The organism is Patescibacteria group bacterium (assembly GCA_035529375.1).
In the GTDB taxonomy this organism is placed as follows: Bacteria; Patescibacteriota; Microgenomatia; order PFEM01; family JAHIFH01; genus DATKWU01.
Genome location: DATKWU010000009.1, coordinates 101,972 through 127,092, shown reverse-complemented (window position 1 = coordinate 127,092; position 25,121 = coordinate 101,972). Strand labels below are relative to the sequence as shown.

23 protein-coding genes and 2 tRNA genes are annotated in these 25,121 nt (G+C 36.5%); 13 read left to right on the top strand and 12 right to left on the bottom strand.

What is annotated here, in order from left to right; translation table 11 throughout:
- Nucleotides 1-52 precede the first annotated feature (52 nt).
- On the top strand, nucleotides 53-1,015 hold the full coding sequence (obgE, locus tag VMY36_01800) for a GTPase ObgE (GenBank protein HUV42619.1): 963 nt from the start codon (nucleotides 53-55) through the stop codon (nucleotides 1,013-1,015).
- Nucleotides 1,016-1,080: 65 nt separating this feature from the next.
- Here the strand turns inward: obgE and VMY36_01795 are convergent, their stop codons facing one another.
- Nucleotides 1,081-1,659: an alpha/beta hydrolase gene (locus VMY36_01795; GenBank protein HUV42618.1), complete on the bottom strand. Its 579-nt coding sequence runs from the start codon at nucleotides 1,657-1,659 to the stop codon at nucleotides 1,081-1,083.
- Between the two features lie 39 nt (nucleotides 1,660-1,698).
- Entirely contained in the window at nucleotides 1,699-2,535 is an 837-nt protein-coding gene (locus VMY36_01790) for a hypothetical protein (GenBank protein HUV42617.1), read from the bottom strand.
- A gap of 77 nt (nucleotides 2,536-2,612) precedes the next feature.
- Here VMY36_01790 and VMY36_01785 point away from each other — a divergent pair, with 77 nt between their 5' ends.
- Nucleotides 2,613-3,344, top strand: a complete 732-nt coding sequence (locus VMY36_01785) for a hypothetical protein (GenBank protein ID HUV42616.1) — start codon at nucleotides 2,613-2,615, stop codon at nucleotides 3,342-3,344.
- Nucleotides 3,345-3,515: 171 nt separating this feature from the next.
- Here the strand turns inward: VMY36_01785 and VMY36_01780 are convergent, their stop codons facing one another.
- The 3 genes from VMY36_01780 to VMY36_01770 all read right to left on the bottom strand — a co-directional run bounded on the left by VMY36_01780 (nucleotide 3,516) and on the right by VMY36_01770 (nucleotide 7,284).
- Nucleotides 3,516-3,875, bottom strand: a complete 360-nt coding sequence (locus tag VMY36_01780) for an HIT domain-containing protein (protein HUV42615.1) — start codon at nucleotides 3,873-3,875, stop codon at nucleotides 3,516-3,518.
- A gap of 170 nt (nucleotides 3,876-4,045) precedes the next feature.
- The gene (locus tag VMY36_01775; GenBank protein HUV42614.1) at nucleotides 4,046-6,115 is read right to left on the bottom strand and encodes a glycosyltransferase; all 2,070 of its coding nucleotides are present in this window, start codon (nucleotides 6,113-6,115) and stop codon (nucleotides 4,046-4,048) included.
- 143 nt (nucleotides 6,116-6,258) lie between these two features.
- Nucleotides 6,259-7,284, bottom strand: a complete 1,026-nt coding sequence (locus VMY36_01770; GenBank protein HUV42613.1) for a pesticidal protein Cry7Aa — start codon at nucleotides 7,282-7,284, stop codon at nucleotides 6,259-6,261.
- A 399-nt stretch (nucleotides 7,285-7,683) separates the two neighbouring features.
- Between VMY36_01770 and VMY36_01765 the strand changes: the two genes are divergently transcribed.
- Complete coding sequence (locus VMY36_01765; protein HUV42612.1) at nucleotides 7,684-7,968, top strand: hypothetical protein; 285 nt, start codon at nucleotides 7,684-7,686, stop codon at nucleotides 7,966-7,968.
- A 57-nt stretch (nucleotides 7,969-8,025) separates the two neighbouring features.
- Here the strand turns inward: VMY36_01765 and VMY36_01760 are convergent, their stop codons facing one another.
- Both VMY36_01760 and VMY36_01755 read right to left on the bottom strand, forming a co-directional pair.
- A complete protein-coding gene (locus tag VMY36_01760) occupies nucleotides 8,026-8,493 on the bottom strand; it encodes a GNAT family N-acetyltransferase (protein ID HUV42611.1) in 468 nt (155 codons plus the stop codon).
- Between the two features lie 34 nt (nucleotides 8,494-8,527).
- Entirely contained in the window at nucleotides 8,528-9,151 is a 624-nt protein-coding gene (locus VMY36_01755; protein ID HUV42610.1) for a class I SAM-dependent methyltransferase, read from the bottom strand.
- A gap of 174 nt (nucleotides 9,152-9,325) precedes the next feature.
- On the opposite strand from VMY36_01755, the gene VMY36_01750 reads away from it, so the two are divergent.
- Nucleotides 9,326-9,988 (top strand): thermonuclease family protein, encoded by a 663-nt coding sequence (locus tag VMY36_01750; protein HUV42609.1) that lies wholly within the window; start codon nucleotides 9,326-9,328, stop codon nucleotides 9,986-9,988.
- Between the two features lie 50 nt (nucleotides 9,989-10,038).
- On the opposite strand, the gene VMY36_01745 is transcribed toward VMY36_01750, so the two are convergent.
- From VMY36_01745 to VMY36_01725, 5 genes are all read right to left on the bottom strand, one after another.
- Complete coding sequence (locus VMY36_01745; protein ID HUV42608.1) at nucleotides 10,039-10,500, bottom strand: HIT family protein; 462 nt, start codon at nucleotides 10,498-10,500, stop codon at nucleotides 10,039-10,041.
- Nucleotides 10,501-10,708: 208 nt separating this feature from the next.
- Complete coding sequence (locus VMY36_01740; GenBank protein ID HUV42607.1) at nucleotides 10,709-11,140, bottom strand: hypothetical protein; 432 nt, start codon at nucleotides 11,138-11,140, stop codon at nucleotides 10,709-10,711.
- Between the two features lie 209 nt (nucleotides 11,141-11,349).
- Nucleotides 11,350-13,263, bottom strand: a complete 1,914-nt coding sequence (locus tag VMY36_01735) for a hypothetical protein (GenBank protein ID HUV42606.1) — start codon at nucleotides 13,261-13,263, stop codon at nucleotides 11,350-11,352.
- A 161-nt stretch (nucleotides 13,264-13,424) separates the two neighbouring features.
- Nucleotides 13,425-14,573 (bottom strand): hypothetical protein, encoded by a 1,149-nt coding sequence (locus VMY36_01730; protein HUV42605.1) that lies wholly within the window; start codon nucleotides 14,571-14,573, stop codon nucleotides 13,425-13,427.
- A gap of 36 nt (nucleotides 14,574-14,609) precedes the next feature.
- Nucleotides 14,610-14,683, bottom strand: a tRNA-Gln gene (locus VMY36_01725).
- 66 nt (nucleotides 14,684-14,749) lie between these two features.
- On the opposite strand from VMY36_01725, the gene VMY36_01720 reads away from it, so the two are divergent.
- The 9 genes from VMY36_01720 to VMY36_01680 all read left to right on the top strand — a co-directional run bounded on the left by VMY36_01720 (nucleotide 14,750) and on the right by VMY36_01680 (nucleotide 25,120).
- Nucleotides 14,750-15,451, top strand: coding sequence for a L,D-transpeptidase (locus tag VMY36_01720; GenBank protein ID HUV42604.1), 702 nt, complete (start codon nucleotides 14,750-14,752; stop codon nucleotides 15,449-15,451).
- A gap of 65 nt (nucleotides 15,452-15,516) precedes the next feature.
- Nucleotides 15,517-17,955 carry an endopeptidase La gene (gene lon, locus VMY36_01715; protein HUV42603.1) on the top strand — a complete coding sequence of 813 codons (2,439 nt, stop codon included), beginning with the start codon at nucleotides 15,517-15,519 and terminating at the stop codon, nucleotides 17,953-17,955.
- A gap of 706 nt (nucleotides 17,956-18,661) precedes the next feature.
- Nucleotides 18,662-18,734 (top strand) — tRNA-Glu (locus VMY36_01710).
- 130 nt (nucleotides 18,735-18,864) lie between these two features.
- Complete coding sequence (gene greA, locus VMY36_01705) at nucleotides 18,865-19,338, top strand: transcription elongation factor GreA (protein HUV42602.1); 474 nt, start codon at nucleotides 18,865-18,867, stop codon at nucleotides 19,336-19,338.
- 35 nt (nucleotides 19,339-19,373) lie between these two features.
- Nucleotides 19,374-20,855 carry a lysine--tRNA ligase gene (lysS, locus tag VMY36_01700; GenBank protein HUV42601.1) on the top strand — a complete coding sequence of 494 codons (1,482 nt, stop codon included), beginning with the start codon at nucleotides 19,374-19,376 and terminating at the stop codon, nucleotides 20,853-20,855.
- Complete coding sequence (locus VMY36_01695; protein HUV42600.1) at nucleotides 20,852-21,418, top strand: HDIG domain-containing protein; 567 nt, start codon at nucleotides 20,852-20,854, stop codon at nucleotides 21,416-21,418. The genes lysS and VMY36_01695 overlap by 4 nt, the downstream gene beginning before the upstream one ends.
- 1 nt (nucleotide 21,419) lies before the next feature.
- Entirely contained in the window at nucleotides 21,420-22,664 is a 1,245-nt protein-coding gene (gene serS / locus VMY36_01690; GenBank protein HUV42599.1) for a serine--tRNA ligase, read from the top strand.
- Nucleotides 22,661-24,490: an ABC transporter ATP-binding protein gene (locus VMY36_01685; GenBank protein ID HUV42598.1), complete on the top strand. Its 1,830-nt coding sequence runs from the start codon at nucleotides 22,661-22,663 to the stop codon at nucleotides 24,488-24,490. The genes serS and VMY36_01685 overlap by 4 nt, the downstream gene beginning before the upstream one ends.
- A complete protein-coding gene (locus VMY36_01680) occupies nucleotides 24,491-25,120 on the top strand; it encodes a methyltransferase domain-containing protein (protein HUV42597.1) in 630 nt (209 codons plus the stop codon).
- Nucleotide 25,121: the final 1 nt, after the last annotated feature.

The window sequence follows — 25,121 nt, the reverse complement described above, 5'->3', positions numbered from 1 at the left end:
TTTGAAGGTTGAATTCACAGATTTCAACCTGCCTGATATAATGAAGAAAACAATGTTAATTACAGAAATAAATATTAAGTTTAAGGCGGGGGATGGCGGAAATGGAAAAGTTTCTTTTTATAAAGGAAGAAGAGGTCCAGATGGAGGCAATGGGGGAAAGGGTGGCAGTATTTTTATTACCTCTACTTCAGATATTTACGCTCTTTCTAATCTTTCAAAAAGCGTCAAAATCGAAGCAAAAAATGGTCAGCATGGGATGTTAAATAAAAAAGACGGCAAGTTTGCTGAGGATTTAGAAGTTAAACTTCCAATTGGGACTATTATTACTGATAAGAATTCTAAAGAAGTTTTTGAAGTGACTGACAAAGACTGTCGTCTTCTTTTGTGTCAGGGAGGCTGGGGAGGTAAAGGCAACTGGGAATATCGTTCTTCTAGAAATGTGACGCCAATGTATGCCCAAAGTGGTTTTAAAGGTCAGGAAAGAGATTTATATATTAATCTTAAGCTTGTAGCTGATTATGGGCTTATTGGCTTTCCTAATGCCGGTAAAAGCAGTTTGCTTAAAGAGATAACAAACGCTAATCCAAAAATCGGCGATTACCCTTTTACTACTCTTGAGCCTAACTTGGGAGAATTGGATGGTAAAATTATTGCTGATATTCCAGGACTTATAGAAGGAGCTTCTAAAGGAAAAGGTTTAGGGATCAAATTTTTAAAACATATTGAAAAAGTTTCACTCTTATTTCATTGTCTTTCTTGTGAACTTAAAGAGCCCGAAAAAAACTATCAACAAATCAGGAACGAACTAAAAAGTTATAATCCAAAATTATTAAAGATACCGGAAATTATTCTTCTTACCAAAACAGATTTAAAATCAGAGAAAGAAGTAAAACAAAAGTTTAAGGCATTAAAAAAACTGAAAAAACAAATATTACCCGTTTCTATTCATGATCGGGATAGTTTGGGAAAACTAAGAACCCTTATTTTAAAATCTTTTGCCTCGGCGAAGAGATGAACCCGAGCGATAGCGAGTGGTTCGTTACTGAGCAGGCCAGTCTAGGCTCTTTTTATCCTTATAACTTAAACTATTTCCTTTAATAATTCAGGAAATTCTTGATTTTTCATATATTCTAGGGTGTAATGACCTCTTCCTTTAAGTTCAATTATTTTTCCTCCTAAGACTTTGTGGAAAATTTTTAAACTCTTTTTACCATCTTTTTCCTCGTTATCGGCGGTAAACATGACAATTTCTTTTACTCTTGCCTTAATCTTTTTATCAATAGGGTATTCATAGAGTAATTTTTCTAATTGATTATTCTTATCCGGAATTTTCCAAGGAGCAACCAAGATAAGTTTTTTTACTTTCCTTTTTGTTTCTCCTAACCAGCGAACTAAGAAGGCACAACTACAGCTATGACCAATTAGAATAGAGTTATTGGTGACTTCATATCTTTCGAATTTCTTTTTAAAGGCTTGGTAGTCTGGATACCAGGGTTTAGGCATTAGGGGAGCTTTGGTTTTTATTCCTCGAGAAGTTAATTCTTTTTTTAGCCAAGGAATCCAACGTTTATCATAAGTTCTAGTTTTGGCATCCATTGCCTTTTTAATATCCCAAGGACATCCATGAATAATAATACAGTTGACTTTTTTAGTTTTCATAATTTCAATTCTACTGCGAACCGTGGATAGAGTTCAAACCTATTGGTTAATAGCAGAATTTACTCCAACCACAAAACTTTCGGCGCAATCTTTGATTTTATCGTGGTAACCTCCTTCTAGCACTGCATAGATGTTTGTGAAATTTAGTTTTAATTCATATCCGATTTGCCTATATGTGTTGCAACTGAGCTTAAAATCAAGAAGTTTGTCTTTTTCAAAAGTATCGAAACCCACTGAAACTCCTAAAATATCTGGGTTGAATATCGTTAATTTTTGAATACAATCTTCCAAAGCCTCTAGATATACCTCCTCGGAAATGGGTGGCTGGAGAGGAATATTATAGTAGTTGTTCTTGGAATCTATTCCCGTTCCAGGAAAAACCCCTGATTCATGGATTGAATAAAAGAAAACATTTTCTTGGTTTTCCAATAGTGCTTGTGTGCCGTCTCCGTGATGACCATCTATATCTAATAGACCTATTCTTTTCCCTTCGCCCAGAAGTTTATTGGCTGAGATTGCAATGTTATTAAATAAACAAAAGCCTGATGCCTTCTCTCTACCGGCATGATGTCCTGGAGGTCTAACAACGGCAAAGTCTCCCTTTTCTGAAGCTTTAATAGTGAGCCCAACCGCTAATATTGCTGCTTCAAAGCATTCTTTAGTAAGATGTAGCCCAACCAGTTCAATCTCCTTCTCGCAAGATTTTTTTATCTTTTCAAAGTATCTTTTAGAATGGGTTTCTATAATGTATGAAACAGGATCAAAATCTACGGTTATGTCCGGGTATTGGTTCTCAAAACCCCTTACTCTATATGCACCTTCATAATTACTGCTTTGATTATAATTTAGGAATTTCCTATTAAATAAAATATTCATTTGCTAAGCGGGCTGGTCTAGAGCCTTTTTTATTATAACCTGTAATTCAATACTTCTAATCATTATAATAAGAAGATATGGGAAATCCTAAAGTTACCTTCCATGTTGATCGTGAATTTGATATTTGGAAAATAAACGAGTTTTTAAATAAAGAATGGCAACAAGATTATTTCAGAAAAAAGATTTTCGGGGTGCATCCTGATTTAAAGATTGTTATTAATCTTTCAAAGGAGGAAAGAGAAAAAGAAATTACTAAATATATAAATAAACTTTATGATTCGTTTGGCAATGCCTTAATTAAAAAAAGTAAAAGAATGCAAAAAGATTGGGACAAGATTAGTGGAAGTTTTTTTAAGATTACAAATAATATTTTTAGAGATACTCCCTGGCCTGAAGGGGAATACAAGGCTATCCTTTCAGTCTCTCTTCCTTATCCAAGATTTTTAGACAAAAAAATTTTTCAGGTCGATTTAGGAAATGATGATCATTGGAAAGTTATTACAGCCCACGAGATGATTCATTTTATTTTCTTTGAATATGTTAGAAGAAAATACTTACCTAAATTTAAAAGAACCATAGAAAAGGAAATGAATAAGAAATTACATAATAAATTCAAAGTCCCCCTTTGGGATTTATCAGAAGTTCATGATGTCATTCTCTTAAACTCAGAAGAATATCAAAAGCTTTTTTCTATCAAAACAAACCCCTATCCAGAACATAAAGATTATTATAAGAAATGTCTAAGAATATGGAAAGATGTTGATGCAGATATAGATAAATTCTTTGAGAGAATTGAGAAGCAAACATGAAAGCGGGTGACTCGCTGAGCCGGTTGGTCTAGAACCTTCATGTCATTATAACTCAAGGGTAAATGAGACGAATGAGATAATGTAAAAAAGTGCTTGGCAGCGAACCGTGAACTGAATTTGGACTTACTATATTAGCTTCTGATCAAATAATTATTCTTGCTTTTGATAATATTATAGTTTCTGCTTAATCCACATATCTAGTCCATCATTGGGATAACGAGGAACTAAATGGAAGTGTAAATGAAGGACTGATTGTTGTGCGTCTCTTCCATTAGCATTAAGGATATTTATTCCAGTCGCGTTATTTTCTCTTACCAGTTTCTTTGATAAATTTTTCATTATCTTGGCAAAATGAGCAAATAATTTTTCATCAACATCAAAAATATTTTCAAAATGTAATTTGGGAATTAGAAGAGTATGACCCTTTGATACTTCACCTTTGGGAACAAGCGCTAAAACAAACTCATCCTCAAAAACTATTTTTGCGGGAGCCTGTTTATTCACAATTTTACAAAAAATACAACCTTCCATATGTAGAGTATATCAAAAACACATGGTATAAAATTTTGAGATTTGTTTAATGTGTTTGGGCAGCTCGGTCTAGCAATTTTCTATCCTTATAACTCAACCTAATTTTAGAAAAAATGAGACAAATGAGACAGTATAAAAAAAGGGCTTCGTTCGACACCCAAGTGCTGGTTTTAGCCCCCGAAAGAAAGGCGAGCTAAGAGGTAAGAGATTGTAGATTCGGCACCCTGGTTAAGATTAATAAATTTTTCCCCAATCCCATCATGGCATCCTCCAGTGGTCCGATCATATACAACCTGCCCAAGAACATTATCCCCTAGAAACCAGTTAAATGCGATGTTCGCTAATTCCTTGTAATGCTTCCTGTTTGTTACCTGAAACATTATGTTAAGAACTTCTACGGTGGCAGCAACATCTTCGGGCTGTTGGTCAAAATACTGTCTTATCCCTTCCTTGGGAAACCAGCCACTTTGGCCGACAGGAATGTAGATACTGTCCTTAAAGGTATGTTTAATTAAGAAGTTAAGGGTTTTTTCAGACACTTCGAGATATCTTCTCTCTCCGGTTATTTTGTAACCGAGGATGAGTGCTTCTGGCAGGATGGCATTTGAATATGTTAAATAATGCTCAAACCACTCCCAGTCCGGCCGGTGACTTTTTTCATATAGAGTCATGAGTTGTTCACAGTAAGACCTTAATACAGCGAGAGTCTTGGGTTCTTTCCATTTTGAGAGCAAACAATTGAGAGCCTTAATGTAAAAAGCGATAGCGCGAGGCGAGGAGAAAGCAATGTTTTTCTGGAAACTTTGTTCAAAAAGAGAATGGGCTTGTTTTCTAAAGCGTTTGGGGATTTGTTTGGTAGTTGAAACTAAGGCAAGAGCATATAGGGCCCTGGCACTGGGATCTTCTGAATTTTCCTGGACATTTCTTTGCTTATCAATAGCGCGGTTTGAATTGACATAATTATCAAAATAACCATCAGGTTTAGCTACCCGATAAAGAAAGTTGAGATATATGGAGGCAAGTTTTAGCGCAGAGTGAGTCCTAAATTTTTTATAATGAAGAGCGGCCGCGATTAAGGCTCGGGCATTATCATCTAAGGTATATCCGGAAGAAAGATCTGGTTCGGTCAGCTTGGCAAACTGAATAATGCCAAAATTATCAGTCAATTTAGCCAAATGTTCAAGTTTTATGGATGGAATTTTTCTTTGTCCCAGGGTTAGCTCCGGCACAAATTGCGAGAAATATTTCATGTAGGAATGGGCAACATTTTCCCAGGTCATATGCCTGGTGCGGAAATAAGCGTTTTTACCCATCTGTAAACATAATTCATTATTACTTATTAATTTAATGATGGCATTGGTAAAAGCCTGCGGGTTTTTGAAGTCAATCAATATGCCGACCTCACTCGTGATGTCTTGTTTGGCTTGGGCAAAGGCTGTGGATATGATCGGACGACCGCTGCCAAGGGCATAAGACAAAGTGCCGGAGACAGTTTGTTTTGGGTTTAAGGAGGGGGAAAGATAGACATCGGTAGACTCTAAAAATCTAAGGAGTTTATTTATATTAAAATAGGTATTATAAAATAGAACGTAGTCGTTTAGGCCAAGTTCATAAACTTTTTTAATAAGAAAATTACGGTAGTTTTCTCCTTCCTGTTCCAGAATATTAGGATGAGTGACCCCGGCGACAAGGAATCGAACATTAGGGAACTTTTCTACTACCGGTGGTAGGGCCTCGATTACATACTCGATTCCCTTGCTGGGATTAAGTAACCCAAAGGTTGAAAGGATTAGTTTGCCAGAAAAGCCGAAAACAGACTTGGCATGTTCACTGGTTCTATAGGAAACGCGATGAATTCCGTGAGGAATGACTTGGATGCGGTCAGGATCTAATCCGTAATCCTTCTTGAGAAGTTCCTTTGAATAATTAGTCATAACGATTATCCCTTTAGAATATTTCATTATAGTTTGAACAACGTTGCGCATTTTTTCGTCTGGAGCGGGAAGAACGGTGTGAAATGTGGTAACAACCGGTTTCTGAAGTTTTTTCAGAAGTAGAAGCAGGTGTGAACCATATTTCCCTCCGAAAATACCGAATTCATGTTGAATGTTGACAAGTCTTACCTTTTCGAGATGGTTGAGTTTGTAGGCAGCGTTAACATAGTCCTCTTCACGAGGCTGGCTTATCTGGAAAATTACTTTGTCAGAATAGGGTAAATGACTTATTTCAGTAAGATTCATCGCGACAATCTTTGACTTAACCGACGATCCAAATATTTGGTCAATAGCATTAGTAAGGTCAGCAGTAAAGGTGGCTATACCGCATTGTCGTGGCGGGAAGGTGGAAAGACAGACTATCCAAGATTTACTTTGCTGGTTAGTGCTCATAGCTTTAGGGGACTTTTCTTGAGTTTAGTCAATAACTCTGTGAGGTTAATAGATTTCGCGGCGATTAACTTATCGGCAGCCCCATAATAAATATAAAGCCTTTTATCTCTTACTATTGCTCCGGTAGGAAAGACGACATTATTCGTAACGCCACTTTTTTCCCAGGGAGCCTTTGGGGAAAACAAGGGTTCTATTAATCGCCCCAAAACTTTTAGAGGGTTTTTGAGATCAAGAAGGGCAGCAGCAGCATGATAGATTTTCCCAAAAGGGGTATCCTCCACCGCATGATAGATAATAAGCCATCCGTCTTCTGTTTCAATTGGGGGACAACCGCCGCCTACATTGCGGTTTTCAAACCAAAAAAGAGGATCAAGCACGATAAAATCACCTAAGTTCTTAAGATGATGGTGCCAGCGAACAGCAGTAAGTTCGGAGAAATTGTTAAAGTAAATTATTTGGATTCCCGGCAGAATGCGGTGGAGAAGAGCAAATTTATGGTTGAATTTTTGGGAAAAAAGAGAGGCGTCTTTTTCCCATAGCAAAATGTCCTTCCCTCCTCTTTCTTTGTAGAACATCTCAAACATAGTGTATCTCTCTCTGACTTTTGACTCGCGAAAAATGTCCTCCGCTTCATCGTAGGAGATTTTCGGCGAGATAAGGCCTTGTTTGGTGAAATGAACAAGATCCTTGCTTGTGGCGTAGGCAATGAGAGCATTTTTACCATTATAGGCAGTGTAGAAAAGATAGTATGTTCCCTCTAAAAAAGTAATCTTTGGATCTTCTACGCCCTTTTTCTCGTAATCATATTCTGGGAAAAGAACTGGCTCCTTAAGTCTTTTTACAACTTTATTATCTTTCAGCTGGCAGTAACCTATGGAAGAAATATCATTATGGTTAACTGCCCGATAGAACATATGGGTAATGTCATCCACTTGGATGCAGGCCGGGTTCAAAACGGCCTTATTTTCAAATTCCAGATTTGTTTTCTCTAAAATTATTCCCTCGTCTTTAATTTTTAACATTATTAAACTCTTTTAAACTTACGTTATTTCAAAAGGAGCATGAGGACACTGACATTGTATCAAAAAAGACCAATACAATCTGTTGAGCCTCGGTTTATGGTTAGAAAGGAAATTATAACAAAAACAAAATCTCCTAAATAACAAGGATACGGTCCGAAACTCCTAAAAACAAAGTAGAGGTTTAGCAAGTGTTATCGACCTATTTGAGAGTTTACGGTCGCTTTGTGTCCAATCTTGCTGGGACTCGTGGATGATTTCCGAACCTCAAAATTAGTTGATATTATATCTTATTCCCGAGTTAGTTTATCAAAAATCACTTGAGCTATTTTATTTATTTATTTGAAGAAAGGTGTTATAATACATTCACTGTCCGAAGGGGCAGTTTTTAATTACCTAAAAATGAGCGAAAAAGATTCCAAGTTTGAAGACAATTCAGCAGATGGAAATGGTTTAACTTTAAGAGAGGCTTTCGATCAAGGATACCGACGGGTTTGTATTGGTTGTGATACCGTCTTTAAACCAGGCAAGGTTAGAAAGGAATTTTGTGATGATGGACATGGAGGAAGAGATATTGAAATGTGCAAATGCGGCAGTGATCTTATTGGAAACATTATTGAAGAAGATGGTGAGTTGTTGATTTGCCGCACTTCTGAAATTGACGAGAGTTGTATAACAGGTAAATAATAGGAAATATTACAGAATAAATAAATTCCTTCCTTACCTCGTGGAGGAGGTTAGGGTTCACTCACTAATTTTCTTTTCTAGACAAATGTCTATTTCTGAATACCCATTACTACGATAAAAATTCAAAGCCTTTTCGTTCTTCACATAACAATTGAGGTATATTTTTTGAAAACCTTTTTTCTTTGCCCAGTTTGTTATGGCATTTAATATCTTTTTACCTATTCCTTGTTTCTTTTTTTCAAGTATCACTCCTAAGTTATCAATTTCAAAATACTTGCTTTTGCGATATGAAGCTTCTTTTTCTTCACCGTTTGCATATCCGATCATCTGTTCATTTTCTTCAGCGATTAAAAAACACCCTTTTTTACTTCTGATTGCTTCTTTAAAATACTTTTCTCCCTGTGGAGTATGAGCAAAGTCTTCAACAGCATCATTGTCATATTTAGGATTATTTATGAAGATTTGTTTATTCAATTCTTTTATAGCTGGTAAATCGTTAATTGTTGCTTTCCGAATAGTTATCATAATTGAATTATACCAAAAGAAGTTTAAAAATTTTCTATTTCTCCATTAAATATTCATCAAGCCACTTTGCCGGAGGTTCTTTTTCTTTTCTCACAAATGGTTTGCTTTTATGAGTTTCTAAAATTCTAAAATGCTTTTCGAAAAGCTCTTCAATATCTTTCTTAGAAAACAGATAGATTGTCCCCATGGGACGGTGAGTAAATTCTTTTTCAATCCCGCGCTTGCTAAAACATCTTAAAAGTAATTTACTTCCTTTTTTGGTGTGTCTAATAATTCCATCAACATACTTCTTTCGTTTGTTTTTAGGAATACCGTGAAGATTAGCCCAATCCAAAACAAAGTCAAATTTTTTATCATCAAGAAAACTCAAATCAGTCACGTCGGCGACTATAAATTCGACTTTGACTTTTGCCTTTTCGGCATTTGCTTTTGCATGCTCGATAGCTGTTTTAGAAATATCAACTCCGGTGACCTTAAAGCCTTTTTTGGCAAGGTAAATTGATTTTGCTCCGGTGCCACAGCCTAAATCCAAGGTTGAACAGGGATTAATTTTGCCTGATTCTATTACTTCAGTGAAAAAACTAGCTTGAGTTTTTTGCCAAGGAATCTTTTCTAAAGGAGTTTTCTGATAATATTTTTCCCAATTAGAGTAGTTCATGGTCATATTCTAGAAAAATTCTAAATTTGTTGTGAATGCTGGTCTGGGATCTTTCAGTCCTTATAACTTAGTCTTTCCTAGTTTACCATCTCAAAGCTAGATGAGACAAATGAGACAGTAAAAACATGTCTTCTAGATTGTGAGTAATTTTGTTTTAACGTAAGATAGATATCTATGAGAAAGATGGTGAAGAATTGGCGAGTTTGGCTTGGTTTTTTGATCTTAATTCCTTCCTTATTATTGAATTATTACTTGTGGCAAAAAACAGCCGGATCAGAATCGGGATCATTGGTGGTTAATGTTCTTGACGGAGACACTTTTGTTTTGGAAACGAGCCAGCGAGTAAGATTGGCTGGCCTTAACGCCCCAGAGGTCGATTTTTGTGGTGGGCAGGAAGCTAAGGAAAAACTTGAGTCTTTAGTAATGGAAAAAAGAGTTATTCTTCGAGAACCTGTTGTTGATAATTGGGGTCGAATCATCGCCTTGGTTTATGTAGGCAATCAATTTATAAATGAAGAGGTTTTAAAGGAAGGCTGGGGTTATTACACCAGTGATAAAAATTCCCAAAGAGAAGTTTTAAAAACAACCGCTCATTTGGCCCAGGAAGAGGAGAAGGGTGTTTTTAGCCCCCGATGCTACCAAAAGGAAAATCCTGAAGACCCAGATTGCCAAATCAAAGGAAACATTGACAAAAACTCAGGTGATAAAATTTATCATTTCCCGGGTTGTCGTCAATATGAACAGACAATTGTTGAAAAAAGTTTAGGGGAACAATGGTTTTGCACTGAAAAAGAAGCTTTGAAGGCTGGTTTTAAAAAGTCAAAGAATTGTGATTAAGAGAAGATTATTGAAGTGACGGGTGGTTGGGGTTGGCTGAGTAGGTCGGTCTAGGCCTTTTTGGTCCTATATTGTCTTGAGAATTTTTTTATTACTTTGACAATTTCACTGAAAACCTCATCTGGTACAGCCCGGTCAATTTTTCGAGCATAATGACTGCCGAATTCATTGTCTCCAAAATCAATTCCTTTAAACGTTACGGCTTTTTTATATCTGGGGAGAAGATGCCAGTGAACATGGGGGTTGGGAGGATCGTTCTTATATGCATTGTTCATGAGACAAGTCCAGTTAAACATTGTTGCGCCAAATGATTTTTTATAGGTAGCTTCAATTTTTTTAATAAGTTCCGTAAAATCTAACCATTCATCTTTGGTTAAGTCAGAAAGGCTGCCTACATCTCTTTTTGCTACCACGACAGACCTGCCTAAATAATACTGATCTGGATTTAAATAGACTTTCCAATGTTTAGTTTCAAATAGAAAATTTGGTCGATCTTTCTTTGTGTGTTTCATAAATATTCTGGTTCTTGGCTGGCACTTGTTGATGATTTCCGAACTTATAAATTTATCTTTCCAAGAATAGTTTATCAAAAATCGATGAAGTTTTTACACTTTTGTACTTCCTAAGGACCTTCTGAGGCTTGTTTTCTTATTCTGAGGTTAATTTAACTGAAATTATAAAAACTTTTTGAACAATAATAATATTTAATGAAAGAAAAAGTTAAGCCTCTTCAATTTTTTGTGCTAGGGAAAGAAGATTGCAAAAATCACCCCAGTCTACAAATTTAACCCAAGCAAAACCAATTGGATTACTTTTATTAGGCCTAATTCCCGCAATTTGAACGGCAGGTTTATCAGGATCAACATGAATCAAATTATAATTATCTCTTTCACTAAAAACAGAAGGTTTTTTCCTATCGTTCCACGCTAATATTCCCTCCTCGTCTCCACGGTCTATCCAGACTAATTCTCTTTGGCTACCGTCAGGAAAATCAACGTCTAGAGCCTGACCGTCACCATAACCACGTATATGTTTATAATGAACGCTACAGTCAGTTAGTATTAGATCCCGTAGTTTATGGATTAAGTCTATTACCTCTTCTGTACTAGGTAGACTGAATTCTTGAGAGGGTGGTTTCAGTGTTTCAGACATGATATTTCTCTTAAAAAAATAACTGCCTTTGGAGCAGTAAAACTTTTATAACATTATCTTTTTAATTTGTCAACAATGCCTTTCTAAAAAACTAAAAATTTGGGACCTAGTTCTCATGTCAAAAGTTCTACTACAAATCGGAAAAGTTTGTTAAATCGAGCTTTTCCTAGCTGAGCAGGTCGGTCTAGAACCGCTTCTGTATTTTTAAATTACAAGCCAAACTTTTTATAATTTTTATCGATAGAATTTTTAATCAGTTTTTGTTTTAATTTTTTTTTAAAAGAGACCATAAAGCTTAAAAATTTGAAATCTTTTTCCGATATGAGAGAAATAGTAGACCACAAAATGACTAAAAATACTGTTAGAGACGTTAAGCTCTCAAATAAACCCAAGCCAACTTTTAAAATAAACAAGATCAATAATCTAGAAATTACTATTGCAATCAAGCAAATTAGGAAATTTAGAATAAAATTCCATTTTTTTTCACAATGACTCCTAATTGACTTCTTGATATTTTCATATTTTTCTATTTGTTTCCTCAAGCTATTTAATTCTTGTCTTATCCCTTGTTCTTTCTTTTTCAGGTGTTCTATTTCTTTTTCTTTGAGTTTTTTTTCTTTTTTTCTTTTTCTTATTTGTTCATCAATTAATAATGGAATGTAGTTTTCTTTTTGAGCGCCAGACTGAATATCAAAAAGAATTTTTTCTGTTTCGTTGCTAGAGATTAATATTGAAATGTCTTCATCATTTATTTTTCCTTGTTTTTTTTGTCTTTTAATTTCGGCAATAAACTTTTCCCAAAGAGAGACTTTTAAAAGAAAATTCTTAGCATAGCCTGCTATAAGATCATGAATGGGCATACTAGGATTTATGCCGGGATTTTTTAACCACAAGATGCTAGTCAATTCAGTTCTAAAAATTACCTCCGGTAGAGAACTATTTAACTTATGATCATAGTTTTTAAAGCTAAAAATAGAAAGCCTACTATCCGCTGTTAAAAATATTGCCTTAGATTTTTCAATCAAATATACCCGCTTTCCCCGTATTTGTCTGATTGCCTCAATAGCTGCTATATCATGTTTTATAGAGTAACCTGATTTTAACTTTTTCTCTTCTAGTTTTTGTAATTTTTCTTCTCTCTCGTCAAGCAATTTATCAATGTCCCATTGGTAATCTATTTCTATACCAAGAGCTTTAAGTTCTTCCTCAATTTTTTGAATCTTCAAAATAATGTCTTGTTTTGAGAAACCTAATCGTTTTAGTTGGTAGTATATTGAGTCTACTGGTATTTGTTCAGAATAATTATCATACTCACGTATAAAATCTTTTAGTTTGGCTACAACCTCATCTCGTGTAAAACCAAAAATGAATAGATTAAAACCTAATTTTTTTAGAATTTTTATCAACTCTCTAGCGGGTTTATTAAAAGATTCTTCATGTAATCCCATAACACTAAATAAAATGTTTGTATCTAGATAAATATCAAGGGGTTCAAATTTTGCCTCTTTCACAAAATTTTTCCTTTGGCTTACTAATACAGAAGAAATAATTTTCCCATATACTATGGCTTTTAGTCTTTCAAAATTTTCAGGATCGGATTCCTCTGTCTTAATAAAAAAATCCATAATCATTTTTTCGATTTGGAGTTGTGGATAGGTTGGTTGTTGTTCTTTTGCTAATATTGATGCCACACTGTAGTAATTTTTATGAATAAATGCATCGAGTGCTCGAGAAACATTAGAGGAATTGATTTTTTTACGACTTTTTTTCTCAATGAAGATTTTTAATTTTTTAATTAGGGCGAGACTTTCTCTTTTTGTACTGTCTATTGTGCTTTTGATCTTTATTTTCTCTGTTTCACCATCACTCGTCGTCCAAATTGATTCCTCTCTATTTTTATAATCTATAAGTGACTTTCTTTTTAGTCTTTTAACTATTGTTCTTATTACATCAAGTGGAATATTAATATTCCACTCATCAATAACTTTTTGTTGTATATTTATTATTATTATCGGCTTGGTAGGTATTTCTTGTAATACAAGGTTAGAGAATACGTCAATGAAATCGCAACCAGATTCATAAAAGCTTTTTATTGCTGCAAGGGTCACTAGTTGGTTTTTCATAGAATTATTATTCTTTTTTCATTCCGAAATTTTCTCAGTTGATTAATTTTTAAAAGAGAACCCTCGGTCGATCGGAACTTCTATAAATTTTGCTGAGCATACCGGTCTGCCCCCGTCTAGACCTTATAACTCTCACCATGTTGATCTATATTTCAAAGCCTTTATTGAGTCAGCTCTTCTATATACTTTCTTACAATAACAATAGAATTCTCCACAAGCTTTTTATTTTCTTCAGGCGTGGGCGGTTTTATCACTTCATTTTGTTTTGGAGTATGCCGAGTGTCTCTAAATGCCTCATTCGATATTCTACGTATAAAATTAAACCCTCTGTTTATATTCAGTTTAGTTTTCGCAGCGTTATCACCTCCGTAAATTTCTGATAACTTTTCAGTTATTTTATAAGCTGCATGGAAACTATCTTTCGGATCATCAAGAATGTCGTTTAGATATCCCAATATTACAACTGCTGTAGGGTCGGTTGTCGTAAGTTTCTCTATTCTCAAGGTTTCATTTATTATTTTGCTATTAATGTCCTCAATCTTTTTTTGGGTATTGTCTATGATTTGTTGTTTTTTATTTCTCTCATCCTCCAATTCCAACTGTAATTGAGATTTCTTAACATCCAATATTTTAGGTAGTTTTGGTTCAATTTCATATAACTGAGGATATACATAACTCACTATGTGCTTAATTACATCGTTATTTTTTTCGTATGTAGGCAGTGCAATAATAAGCCCATCCGATTTCTTAGCAAAAATGGCAATCTTATCATTTCGAATATTTTTAATGAGAACCCTAGGATATAATTTTTCATCAATATAATACAATTTTCTTTCAACCGGAATTTTGGGTGTAAAATCTCTCAACAATGACTTGAATGGAATATATTCATCATCGTCGGGAAACATTACTTTTGTTAAATCCCTATCATTGCTGGGTTCTGCAATGATCTGATTAGTAAGCCATTCATAAATAGCCATCTCCTTTTTAATGTCGGCTACTAAAGGATTATAGAAAACAATAAACACCCCTCCTTTGTCGAAAAAATCATTCATGTCGTCTCGCGTTACTAGAGGGCCTGTCATCTTGATTGATGGAAAGTATAGTTTTCCCTCTTTTTCCTCAACAATTTCATCTTCAATAAATGAGACACTAGATGGATTAAAGACGATAATGTCTTGTTCATATAATGCGACTGGTATATATCTTTCACCACTCTCGAAACCTAGGGTTCCAACAGATACCCGAGCTCCCATAGCTGATAGCGCCTTTTCGATTTTAGTATCGCAGTCTATTAATAATATTTTCATTTTAGAAAGAGAGCTCCATCACAAGGTTGCCCATCTTGGCTGCGGGGCTAGGATTCGAACCTAGATCGGATGGTCCAGGGCCATCAGTGCTACCATTACACCACCCCGCAATATGTTTCAATTTTATCATTTTTTAAACCTAGAAACAAAAAATATTTTATGTTACTATTTTTTTGATGAAGCTTTTATTAAAAATTTCTAAAATTAATAAACTGTTTTTGTTTGGTCTTCCGATTGCGGCTGTTATTGCTGGGGGAGTTCTGTTTTTTTCGGCAAGACAATTTATTCTTGAACGATCTTGTGGTTGTGGCTTGCCTTCGGCTGAGGCAAACGGTGAATATGAAGAAATAGATGAGGTTGCTATTTTTAATGGTCAGCCAGTGGAAACTAAAATGGCTAAGTTAATTCCTAATCCCGAAGCTTTAAAACAACAAGAAGGAGTGGTTTTAGGGGCGACGGATGATTATCGTTGGATTGAGATTGATCTTTCTGATCAAAAACTTTATGCCCATGAAGGTGATAAGATTGTTTATGAGTTTTTGGTTTCCACTGGTAAATGGGCGCCAACACCCACTGGTGAATTTAGGGTTTGGATTAAGTTGAGATACACCAAGATGTCTGGAGGCGTTAGGGGAACCGGCACTTATTATTACCTGCCGAATGTCCCTTATACTCAATACTTCTACAAGGGTTTTGGTCTCCACGGAACTTATTGGCACAATAATTTTGGTCATCCGATGAGTCATGGTTGTGTTAACATGGCGACGCCTGATGCCGAAAAACTCTTTTATTGGACTTCACCTTCAGTTCCCCAGGGGGTGAATGTGGTTTATCCTTCTAAAGGCAACCCCGGAACCAAGGTTGTCATTCACCAATAGAATTTAGGGGTTGACATTTAGCAGACCTTTTGTTAGATTGCTAAAGATAAAGGTAAATTTTAAAGATGACGGTTTTATTTAATAACAATCAAGAAAAAATTATTCCAGTTGTGGCCATTCGCCAAGGCGTCATTTTTCCTCATGCCGAAATGACTTTAACTTTTGGCCGGTCCAAATCATTAGCGGCGATCAAAGCCGCTTTTAAGAGTAATCGCTTGATTTGTCTTTTTACTCAAAAAGATTCCCGAGTCCATGATCCCGATATTGATGATCTTTATCGCATCGGGACCGTGGCTAGGATTGAAGACGTTCTTGAAGACAAGAAACTAAAGCATGCTTTAATCCGAGGCTTGGTTAAGGTACGTTTAGAGTCTTTGCAAACTAAAGAACCTTTTTTGATTGGGAGTGTTTCTGAAGTTAATGATATTGCGGAGGATTCTAGTGAAGTTAAAGCCCTCTATAAAAATCTTCTTAATGATTTTCAAAGAGCTATTAATCTGGGTAAGTCCGTTGATGCCCGGGTAATTATTCGCTTAATGAGCGGGGTTAATCCGGCTGAATTGGCGGATCAAGTGGCCTATGTTCTTGATCTGGAAACTGATAAAAAGCAAAAACTTTTGGAGTTGACGGATGTCCGGCTTCGTTTGGAAAAGGTGACTGAATATCTTTCTCACGAAATTAAAGTTTTAGATTTGGAAAAAGCCATTGCTTCCAAAACCCAGAAAAAGTTTGACAAAACCATGCGGGAAGCGATTTTAAGGGAAAGGAAGAAAACGATTGAAGAAGAATTAGGTGAGATTAGTGAAGAAGACACGGAGATGAAGGAATACGAAGTGAAAATTAAAAAAGCGAAAATGCCTAAAGAGGTCAAAGAAAAAGCCAAGCAAGAACTGAAGCGTTTAAGCAAACTTAATCCTAATCACCCAGAGGTTGGCTATATCCGAACTTATCTCGATTGGTTAACGGAAATGCCTTGGGCCAAATCTTCGCCTAATAAACACTCGATTACCAAAGCGGCTAAAGTTTTGGAAGAAGATCATTATGGTTTGAAAAAAGCTAAAGAGAGGGTAGTCGAATATTTGGCGGTGATGAAGTTAAAGGAAAAGAATAAAAAACATCCCAAAAAAGGCAGAAAAAAGGAAGAAGAGATTGGGGGACCAACGATTCTTTGTTTCATTGGGCCACCTGGAGTCGGCAAAACTTCAATCGGTAGATCAATTGCTCGATCCTTAGGAAGAAAGTTTGTTCGAATGTCTTTGGGTGGGACTCGGGATGAGGCCGAAATTCGGGGTCATCGCCGGACTTATGTTGGGGCCATGCCCGGACGGATTATTCAAGGTATTAAGAACGCGAGCACCAATAATCCTGTCTTCATGTTAGATGAAATTGATAAAGTCGGGATTGACTTTCGGGGCGATCCTTCAGCCGCTTTGTTAGAAGCTCTTGATCCAGAGCAGAACTATGAATTCTCGGACAATTATTTGGAAGTGCCCTTTGATCTTTCCAAAGTAATGTTTATTACTACCGGTAATATTTTAGACACGATTCCACCAGCTCTTAGAGACAGAATGGAAATTATTCGCTTTCCAGGTTATACCGAAGAGGAAAAATTCAATATTGCCAAAAAATTCCTTTGGCAAAAACAATTAAGAGCTAATGGTCTGGATAAAAAGAAAATCAAGCTTGCTGATAGCGCCCTTAGTGAAGTGATTAATCGTTATACTCGGGAAGCGGGTGTCCGAGAATTAGAGCGAAACCTGGCCACCATTTGCCGGAAAATTGCTCGCAAAGAAGCGGAAAAGAAAAGAGTTAAAGGAACAGTCATTAAAGCGGATGTAGTCAAACATCTTGGACCCAGAAAATATTCAGAAACAATGATTGAAAAAGAAGATCAAATTGGAATGGCCACTGGTTTGGCTTATACCCAAGCAGGCGGCGATATTATTTTAATTGAAGTGGCCCTGATGCCGGGTAAAGGCAGATTGCTCTTGACTGGAAAACTAGGCAAGGTAATGAAAGAATCTGGTAAGGCCGCTCTTTCTTATGTCAGGAGTCGCTGGCAGCCTTTGCAGTTAAGAGAAGATTTTTACAAAGAAATTGATACCCATGTTCATATTCCCGAAGGGGCGGTGCCTAAAGATGGACCTTCAGCCGGGGTGGCGATTACGGCGGCCTTAGTTTCCGCCTTTACTAAGATTCCGGTAAGGCGAGATGTAGGGATGACCGGTGAGATTACTTTAAGAGGTCGGGTTTTAGAAGTCGGCGGTATTAAAGAAAAAGTCATTGCCGCTCATCGAGCTGGTTTAAAGACAGTCGTTCTTCCCAAAGACAATAAAAAGGATTTAGAAGAAATTCCTACTAAAGTCAAGAAAGATATTAAGTTTAAATTTGCTGAACATATGGATGAGGTTTTGGGAATTGTTTTAAAGACCAAAACAACCAGAAAAAGACCTAAAAAAATTACCAGAAACATCCCTTCTCGAACGGTTTCTCTTGCTTCTTGAAATTTCTTGACAAACAGAAACAAATATTTTATACTAGAAACAGCCTATAATCCTTTTTCTAAAAAAGCAGAAAAAAAAGATAAAAGGCAGTACTTTAAAAAAGGAAACGTGACGTTCTAACTTTCTTTCTCAAAAGAATAGTGAGTGGCAGATTGGGTATAATCAAGGTTGTATCCAGCTTGCCGTTCGCTATTAATGAGAGAAGAAAGGAGGAAGAAAGGGTATTTTTTGTCAGATCTCTCACTGGCACAGAACAGAGAAGAGGTAGGAGAAGCAAGATGAGTATGTGTCGTGGATCTCCCTGTGTCGTGACGACGTTGATTGCTGTAACATCAAGCCGCAGCATCGTGGACGTGGACGCCTCCGTCCCCGGGCACACGCCGCACAACGAGCCATAGGCGGCGCCTGGCCCTGGCAACGGACGAGTGAAGTAGGACTGGTTGTTTCCGGAAGATCTTTCGCAGTGAGAAAGGAGGAGATTTTCACCTAAGACGATCTAGAAAAAAAAGAATACCTCCTCACTTTGTAGTGCTGTGTGATACTTTCGTCGGAAGGAGAGACTCTCCGGAGTCTCTCCCCATCTATCTTATTTCTCATTCAGACGTTGCGTTTCCTTACTAACAAAGAACTCACCGAAAAGGTGGGTTTTTTGTTGTTTTGAATTTCTTGTTTTTCTTCTTATTTTAAGCTAAAATTAGGTTTGTCTGGCCCCATCGTCTAGTGGCCTAGGACATCAGGTTCTCATCCTGGAAACTGGGGTTCAAATCCCCATGGGGTCACCGAAATTGCCTCATCTCTTCTCTATAGGCCTGTTGACAGATAATGCTAAAATACTTTATTATCAGAGACGTTGAATCTCCAACTGCCGGTGCCCTAAATTAATTAAAAATAAGGAAGTTTCTGAATTATATGGACAATAATCAAAATAAAATTCCCATCACCAAAGAAGGTCTAGAGGGAATTAAAAAAGAATACGGTGAATTGGTTAATACCAAGAGACTGGAAGCGGTTCAAAGAGTGGCCGAGACCAGAACGATTGGTGATCTGACTGAAGATAATGAACATATTCAGGCCAAACAGAACCTGGCTTTTATTGATGGAAAAATCAGTGAGCTGGGAGAGGTAATTAATAATGCCCAAATTATTAATCAAAAAGACGGAGGGTCAGATAAAGTTAATTTGGGTTGTAAGGTAACCGTTGAGTTTAATGGCAAGAATCAATCTTTTCATCTAGTGGGTGAATGGGAAGCTGATCCGGCTTCAATGAGAATCTCTCATAAGTCACCTCTAGGTCAGTCACTCCTAGGTAGACAAGTCGGCGACAAGATAGAAGTTGAAGCTCCGGCTGGAAAGATTATTTACACGATCAAAGGAATTAATTGAGCCTCATCTTCTTTTATGATACACTCTAAGCCAAGATGGCTAAACCTCTTGAAGAATTAAGAAAAATTCGTCTCCAAAAATTAGAAGCAATTAAAAAATTAGGAATCAACCCTTATCCGGCTCGTTGTCAAAGAGAACAAACAGTTGCCCAGTCTTTAAAGATGATGAGCAAAAAAGTAGCCGTGGCCGGGAGAGTGATGTCTGTTCGGGGTCATGGTGGTATTCAGTTTTTTGATCTTCAAGATGAATCAGCCAAAATCCAATTAGTTTTTAAATCAGAAAAGATAAAAGGGAAAAAAGCAGAACTTTTAAGTCTTTTAGATATTGGTGATTTTATTGATGTTCAAGGAAAGGTTTTTAAGACTGATGCTGGCGAAACTTCTGTTGCTGTAGAGGATTTTCATTTATTAACCAAATCAATTCGTTCGTTACCTTCAAAATGGCATGGTTTAAAAGATGTTGAGGAAAGATATCGAAAAAGGTATCTGGATTTAATCATGAATCCTCAGGTCAAGAAAACTTTTGAGATGAGGGCCAAGATTACGACGGCGGTCAGAGAATTTTTAGACAAAGAAGGTTTTGTTGAGGTCGAGACCCCAACCCTTCAACCGATTTATGGTGGAGCTACGGCTCGACCCTTTAAAACTCGTCATCATACTCTAGATCATGATTTTTATCTGAAGATTTCAGATGAGCTTTATCTCAAGCGCTTGATTGTTAGCGGTTTTGAAAAAGTTTATGAAATTGATAAGGATTTTAGAAACGAAGGCATTGACCGGATCCATAATCCCGAGTTTACCCAAATGGAATGTTATTGGGCCTATGCTGATTACCATGACATCATGAAATTAACAGAAGAGCTTTATGCTTTTGTGGCCCGCAAAGTTTTGGGGACCACTAAAGTCAAATTTGGTGAGAACCTCATCGATTTTAAAACGCCCTGGAAAAGAATGACAATGAAAGAAGGCTTAAAAGAATATGCCAAGATTGATGTCGACAAACTGTCTGATCAAGAGATAAAAAAATTACTAGAAAAGCATAATCTGGAAGTAGAAGAAAAACCAACTCTAAGCGGTGTAGCAGCTGGTTTTAATCGCGGGGTGGCGATTGCTACTCTTTTTGAATTAGTGGAACCTTATCTCATCCAGCCCACTTTTGTTTATGATTTTCCCAGGGAAACTTCAGCTCTGAGTAAGCAAAAAGAAGATGAGCCAACTATCATTGAGAGATTTGAACCTTACACCGCCGGTTTCGAGTTAGGCAATGCTTACAGTGAATTGAATAATCCCTTAATCCAAAAAGAGTTTTTTGAAGAACAGGTTAAAGCGGCTAAATCTGGAGACAAAGAAGCCCATCCCATGGACCAACCCTATATTGAGGCCATGGAGTATGGGATGCCACCGACCGGCGGTTTGGGTTTAGGAATTGACCGGATGGTGATGTTGATGACTAATAATCAAAATATTCGTGACGTCATTTTATTTCCCACCCTTCGTCCAGAAAGAAAGAAACAATGATAATTAGAGAAGCCGCCCTAAAAATTCTTCAGCAAAACATGGAGAATCAAAATCTGCGGCGTCATTGCTATGCCGTTGAAGCGGTTATGAGGGCCTTAGCCAAAAAACTTGATGGCGATCAAGAAAAATGGGGTTTGGTTGGTCTCCTTCATGATGGTGATTACGAAAAAACCAAGGACCAACCAAAAGAACACACTCTTTTAATGTTTCAATGGCTTCAAGAGGCCGGTGAAACTGATGAAGAAATCCTGCAGGCGATTTTGTCTCATAATGCCGAGATGACCGGCAAGAATAAACCCCAGACTAAAATGGAATGGGCTCTTTATTGTTGTGATGAATTAACCGGTTTGATTGTGGCTACGACTTTGATGATGCCGGATAAAAAAATTACTAGCGTCAAACCGGAATCAGTTTTAAAAAAGATGAAAGACAAATCTTTTGCGGCGGCCGTTGACCGAGAACAAATCAAGCTGTGTCAGGAAAAACTCAACATTTCCTTAGAAGAATTTGTTAAAATTGCTTTAGGAGCGATGCAAGGGATTAACCAAGACTTAGGACTCTAAAATGCTAGATATTAATTTCATTAAAGAAAATCCAGAAAAAGTTAAACAAGGAATCAAGAAAAAAGGCTATGACGCGAAAATTATTGATCGGGTTTTAAAGGTAGATGAAACCCGAAGGCAATTAATGGCCGAAGTCGACAAGTGGCGCCAAGCCAGAAATAAGTTGAAAAAGAGTGAAAAAGAAAAAGGCAAGAGAATTAAGGAGATGCTCCGAAGGTTAGAACCTGATCTTCGGGCGGTTGAAGAAGAATTTAAGAATCTTCTCATGGAAATTCCTAATCTGCCGGCCGATGATGTTCCTGAAGGTAAGGACGAGTCAGAAAATGTTGAAGTCAGAAAATGGGGAAAGCTAAAGAAATTTAGTTTTAAACCCAAAGACTATCAGCAATTAGGTGGACAATTAGATCTGATTGACATTAAAACCGCCAGTAAGGTTTCCGGCACAAGGTTTGGTTATTTGAAGAATGAAGCGGTTCAACTAGAATTTGCTTTGGTTCAATTGGCCTTAGAAGTTTTAGTTAAGGAAGGTTTTATTCCTGTTGTTCCGCCAATCATGATTAAGGACGAAATGATGAAAGGAATGGGTTATCTGGAGCATGGGGGTGAAGATCAAACCTATCATCTTAAAGAAGACAAACTTTATCTGATTGGTACGGCCGAACAGTCACTCGGACCAATCCATGCCAATGAAATTCTTGAGGCTAAAAATCTCCCTCTTCGTTATCTTGGTTTTTCGACTTGTTTGCGAAGAGAGGCCGGCACTTATGGAAAGGATACCAAAGGCATTTTTCGGGTTCATCAATTTGACAAAATGGAGATGTTTTCTTTTATTAAACCCCAAAAAGATGGCGACAAAAAAGAAAATGATTATTTATTATCTTTAGAAGAAAAACTGGTTCGGGCTTTAGAAATTCCTTACCAAATTACCAAAATGTGCGCTGGTGATTTGGCTCATCCCCAAGTGAGAAAGTATGATGTTAACTGTTGGTTTCCGGCCGAGAAAAGATATCGAGAAACCCACTCAACTTCGACTTGTACCGACTACCAAGCCAAAAGATTGAATATTAGATATCGAGAAGGAAGTAAAACAGACTTTGTTCACACTCTTAATGGGACCGCTTTTGCGATTGGCAGAATGATTTTAGCGATTCTCGAAAACTATCAGCAAAGAGATGGTTCAGTAATAATTCCTAAGGTTCTTCAGAAATATACTGGCTTTAAGAAAATTTCTCCTAAAAATAAATGAGAAGAGTTTCTTTACCTAAACTTCAAGAGAGTCGTCTTGGTCAAGTTTTTTTTGTTTTTTCTCAGGTTATAAAATTATCTTGGCAAATCAGTCCTAGACTTCTGTTATTAACCCTTCTTACCAATACTGTTGTTGGTATTTTGACTTATCCAACTTTGAGATTAGAAAAGGCTTTCATTGATGGCCTAATCAATAGTATTGGTACCGATTTTTGGGGAACATCAGGCAAAATAGTAATTCTAATTTTGTTTTTGAGATTTATTGTAGGAATTGGCCAGGATATTTTCTACAGAACAGGAGAGTTCCTCCGAAGAATGATGTCGGAAATTTTATCAGTTTATTTACTTTCTCTGATTGCCAAAAAACACGTTGAGCTTGATGTTTCTTTAATTGATGATCCCGAATTTCAAGACAAAATCTCGAAGATTAGACGAGAAAGCTCGACACGGGCCTGGGGAATGATTTGGCCAATTGCGAGTACACCGATGGTTTTAGCGGGACTTCTTTCAACTATCGTAATTATTTTTTCTTTTAATCCATTGGTAACTTTAATCATTCTTTTTCTTTCAGTGCCTGTTTTTTGGATTGATGCCAAGTTTGTTAAAGAGGATTATCGATTTAGAAATAAGATAATGCCACTCTATCGTATTAGTTCCTGGCTTGAACATTATCTTTTAGTACCAAGAAATATTCTTGAAATTAAACTTCTAAAATTAGCCAGGCCTTTTTCTAAAAGAATGATGAAAATTTATAATCAAATTTTTTCTGGCAGACTTAATCTTGAGAAAAGAAAGACCTTTTGGAAGATTACTGCCTCAATTCCTCAAAATATATTTCTTTTGATTTTTAGTATCTACGTCGCCTTTTTTGTTTTTGCCAAGAAGTTAACTGTGGGTTCAGCCGAAATGATTCTTCGGGCAATTAATACTTTTCGACAAAATCTTACTGGGTTGGTAAAGAACTTTTTTGAACTTTATGAAAATTATTTGTACGTTACTGATCTTGTTTGGCTACTCTCTCTTAAGCCAAAATTGGCGTTGGACAGGAAAGGAAAAAAATTTCCTCGAGAAATTAGCCAGGGGATTGAATTTAGGAATGTTTGGTTTCGCTACAGCAATAATAGCCCTTGGGTTTTAAAAAATGTTAATTTGGGAATTAATCCTCAAGAAAACGTGGCGATTGTTGGAGAAAATGGGGCAGGCAAGTCGACGATAGTTAAACTTATTTGCCGCTTTTATGATCCTCAGAAAGGAAAAATACTTTTAAATGGAGTTGAACTTGAAAAGTATTCGGTTGAAGATTTTTGGAAAAATTTGTCAGTTCTTTTTCAGGATTTTGAAGTTTATCCTTTTTCAGCCAAAGAGAGTATTGGTTATGGCGATATTACTAAGATTAATAAAAGTAATTTGATTAAAAAGGCAGCCAAAAGAGCAAAAATTGATGACTACATTGAATCTTTGAGATTGAAATATCAAAATCCTCTAGATCCTCAGTTTGAAAAAGGAATCCGACCATCTATGGGGCAATGGCAACGGATTGGTTTAGCCAGAATCTTTTTGAAAGATGCCCGAGTAGTTATTTTGGATGAGCCAACTTCTCATGTCGATCCAAAGGCAGAAGAAGAGATTTTTGAAGAGATTATTAATTACTCGAAAGAGAAAATTCTTTTTCTCATTTCTCATCGATTCTCAACTGTCAGAAGAGCGGATAAGATCTACGTGATAGATAATGGAAAGATAATAGAAAGCGGGAATCACGATGAGTTAATAAAATTAGGTGGGAGATATGCCCAACTCTTTGAACTTCAAGCAAAGGGTTATCGGTAAATGATGTCTTTTTCCTTTATTCCGCGAACAATTTTTAAAACAAAATCAAAGATAAGCGGTGAGATTATTGTCAAAGAACATTTTGGGCGCTATACCCTTCATGTTCAGGGTCTGATTCAGTCAGGGGGAATAATTAAAGGAATTTGGAAAAAGCCATTTAAAAAATTAGAGAAAGAATTAAACGTCGAAAACTGTTTAATTCTAGGTTTAGGCGGAGGCACCGTAGTTCAATTAATTAAATCACCTTGGCCAGAAGCAAAAATTCTAGGGATTGAAATTGATCCAGAGATTATTAAGATTGGTAAGCAGTTTTTTGGCTTAGATAGGGTTGAAAATTTAGAAATCATTAACAAAGATGCTTTTCAATGGTTAGCTAAGTACCAAGGTAAAAAGTTTGATTTGGTTTTAGTTGATTTTTATTTAGGTTCTAAGTTTTCCCAACAAGCGGAGACTGATAAGTTTTTAGAGAGTCTTAAAAAAATTCTTTCTAAAAAAGCCTTGGTTGTTTTTAATCGACTTCGTTTGCCAGGTGAGGATTTAACTGGGTTTGAGGAAAAATTAGATCGACATTTTTCTCAAGTTGAAACCATCAAAACCCCGACTAATCTCTTCTTCATCGCTAGAAGCTGAG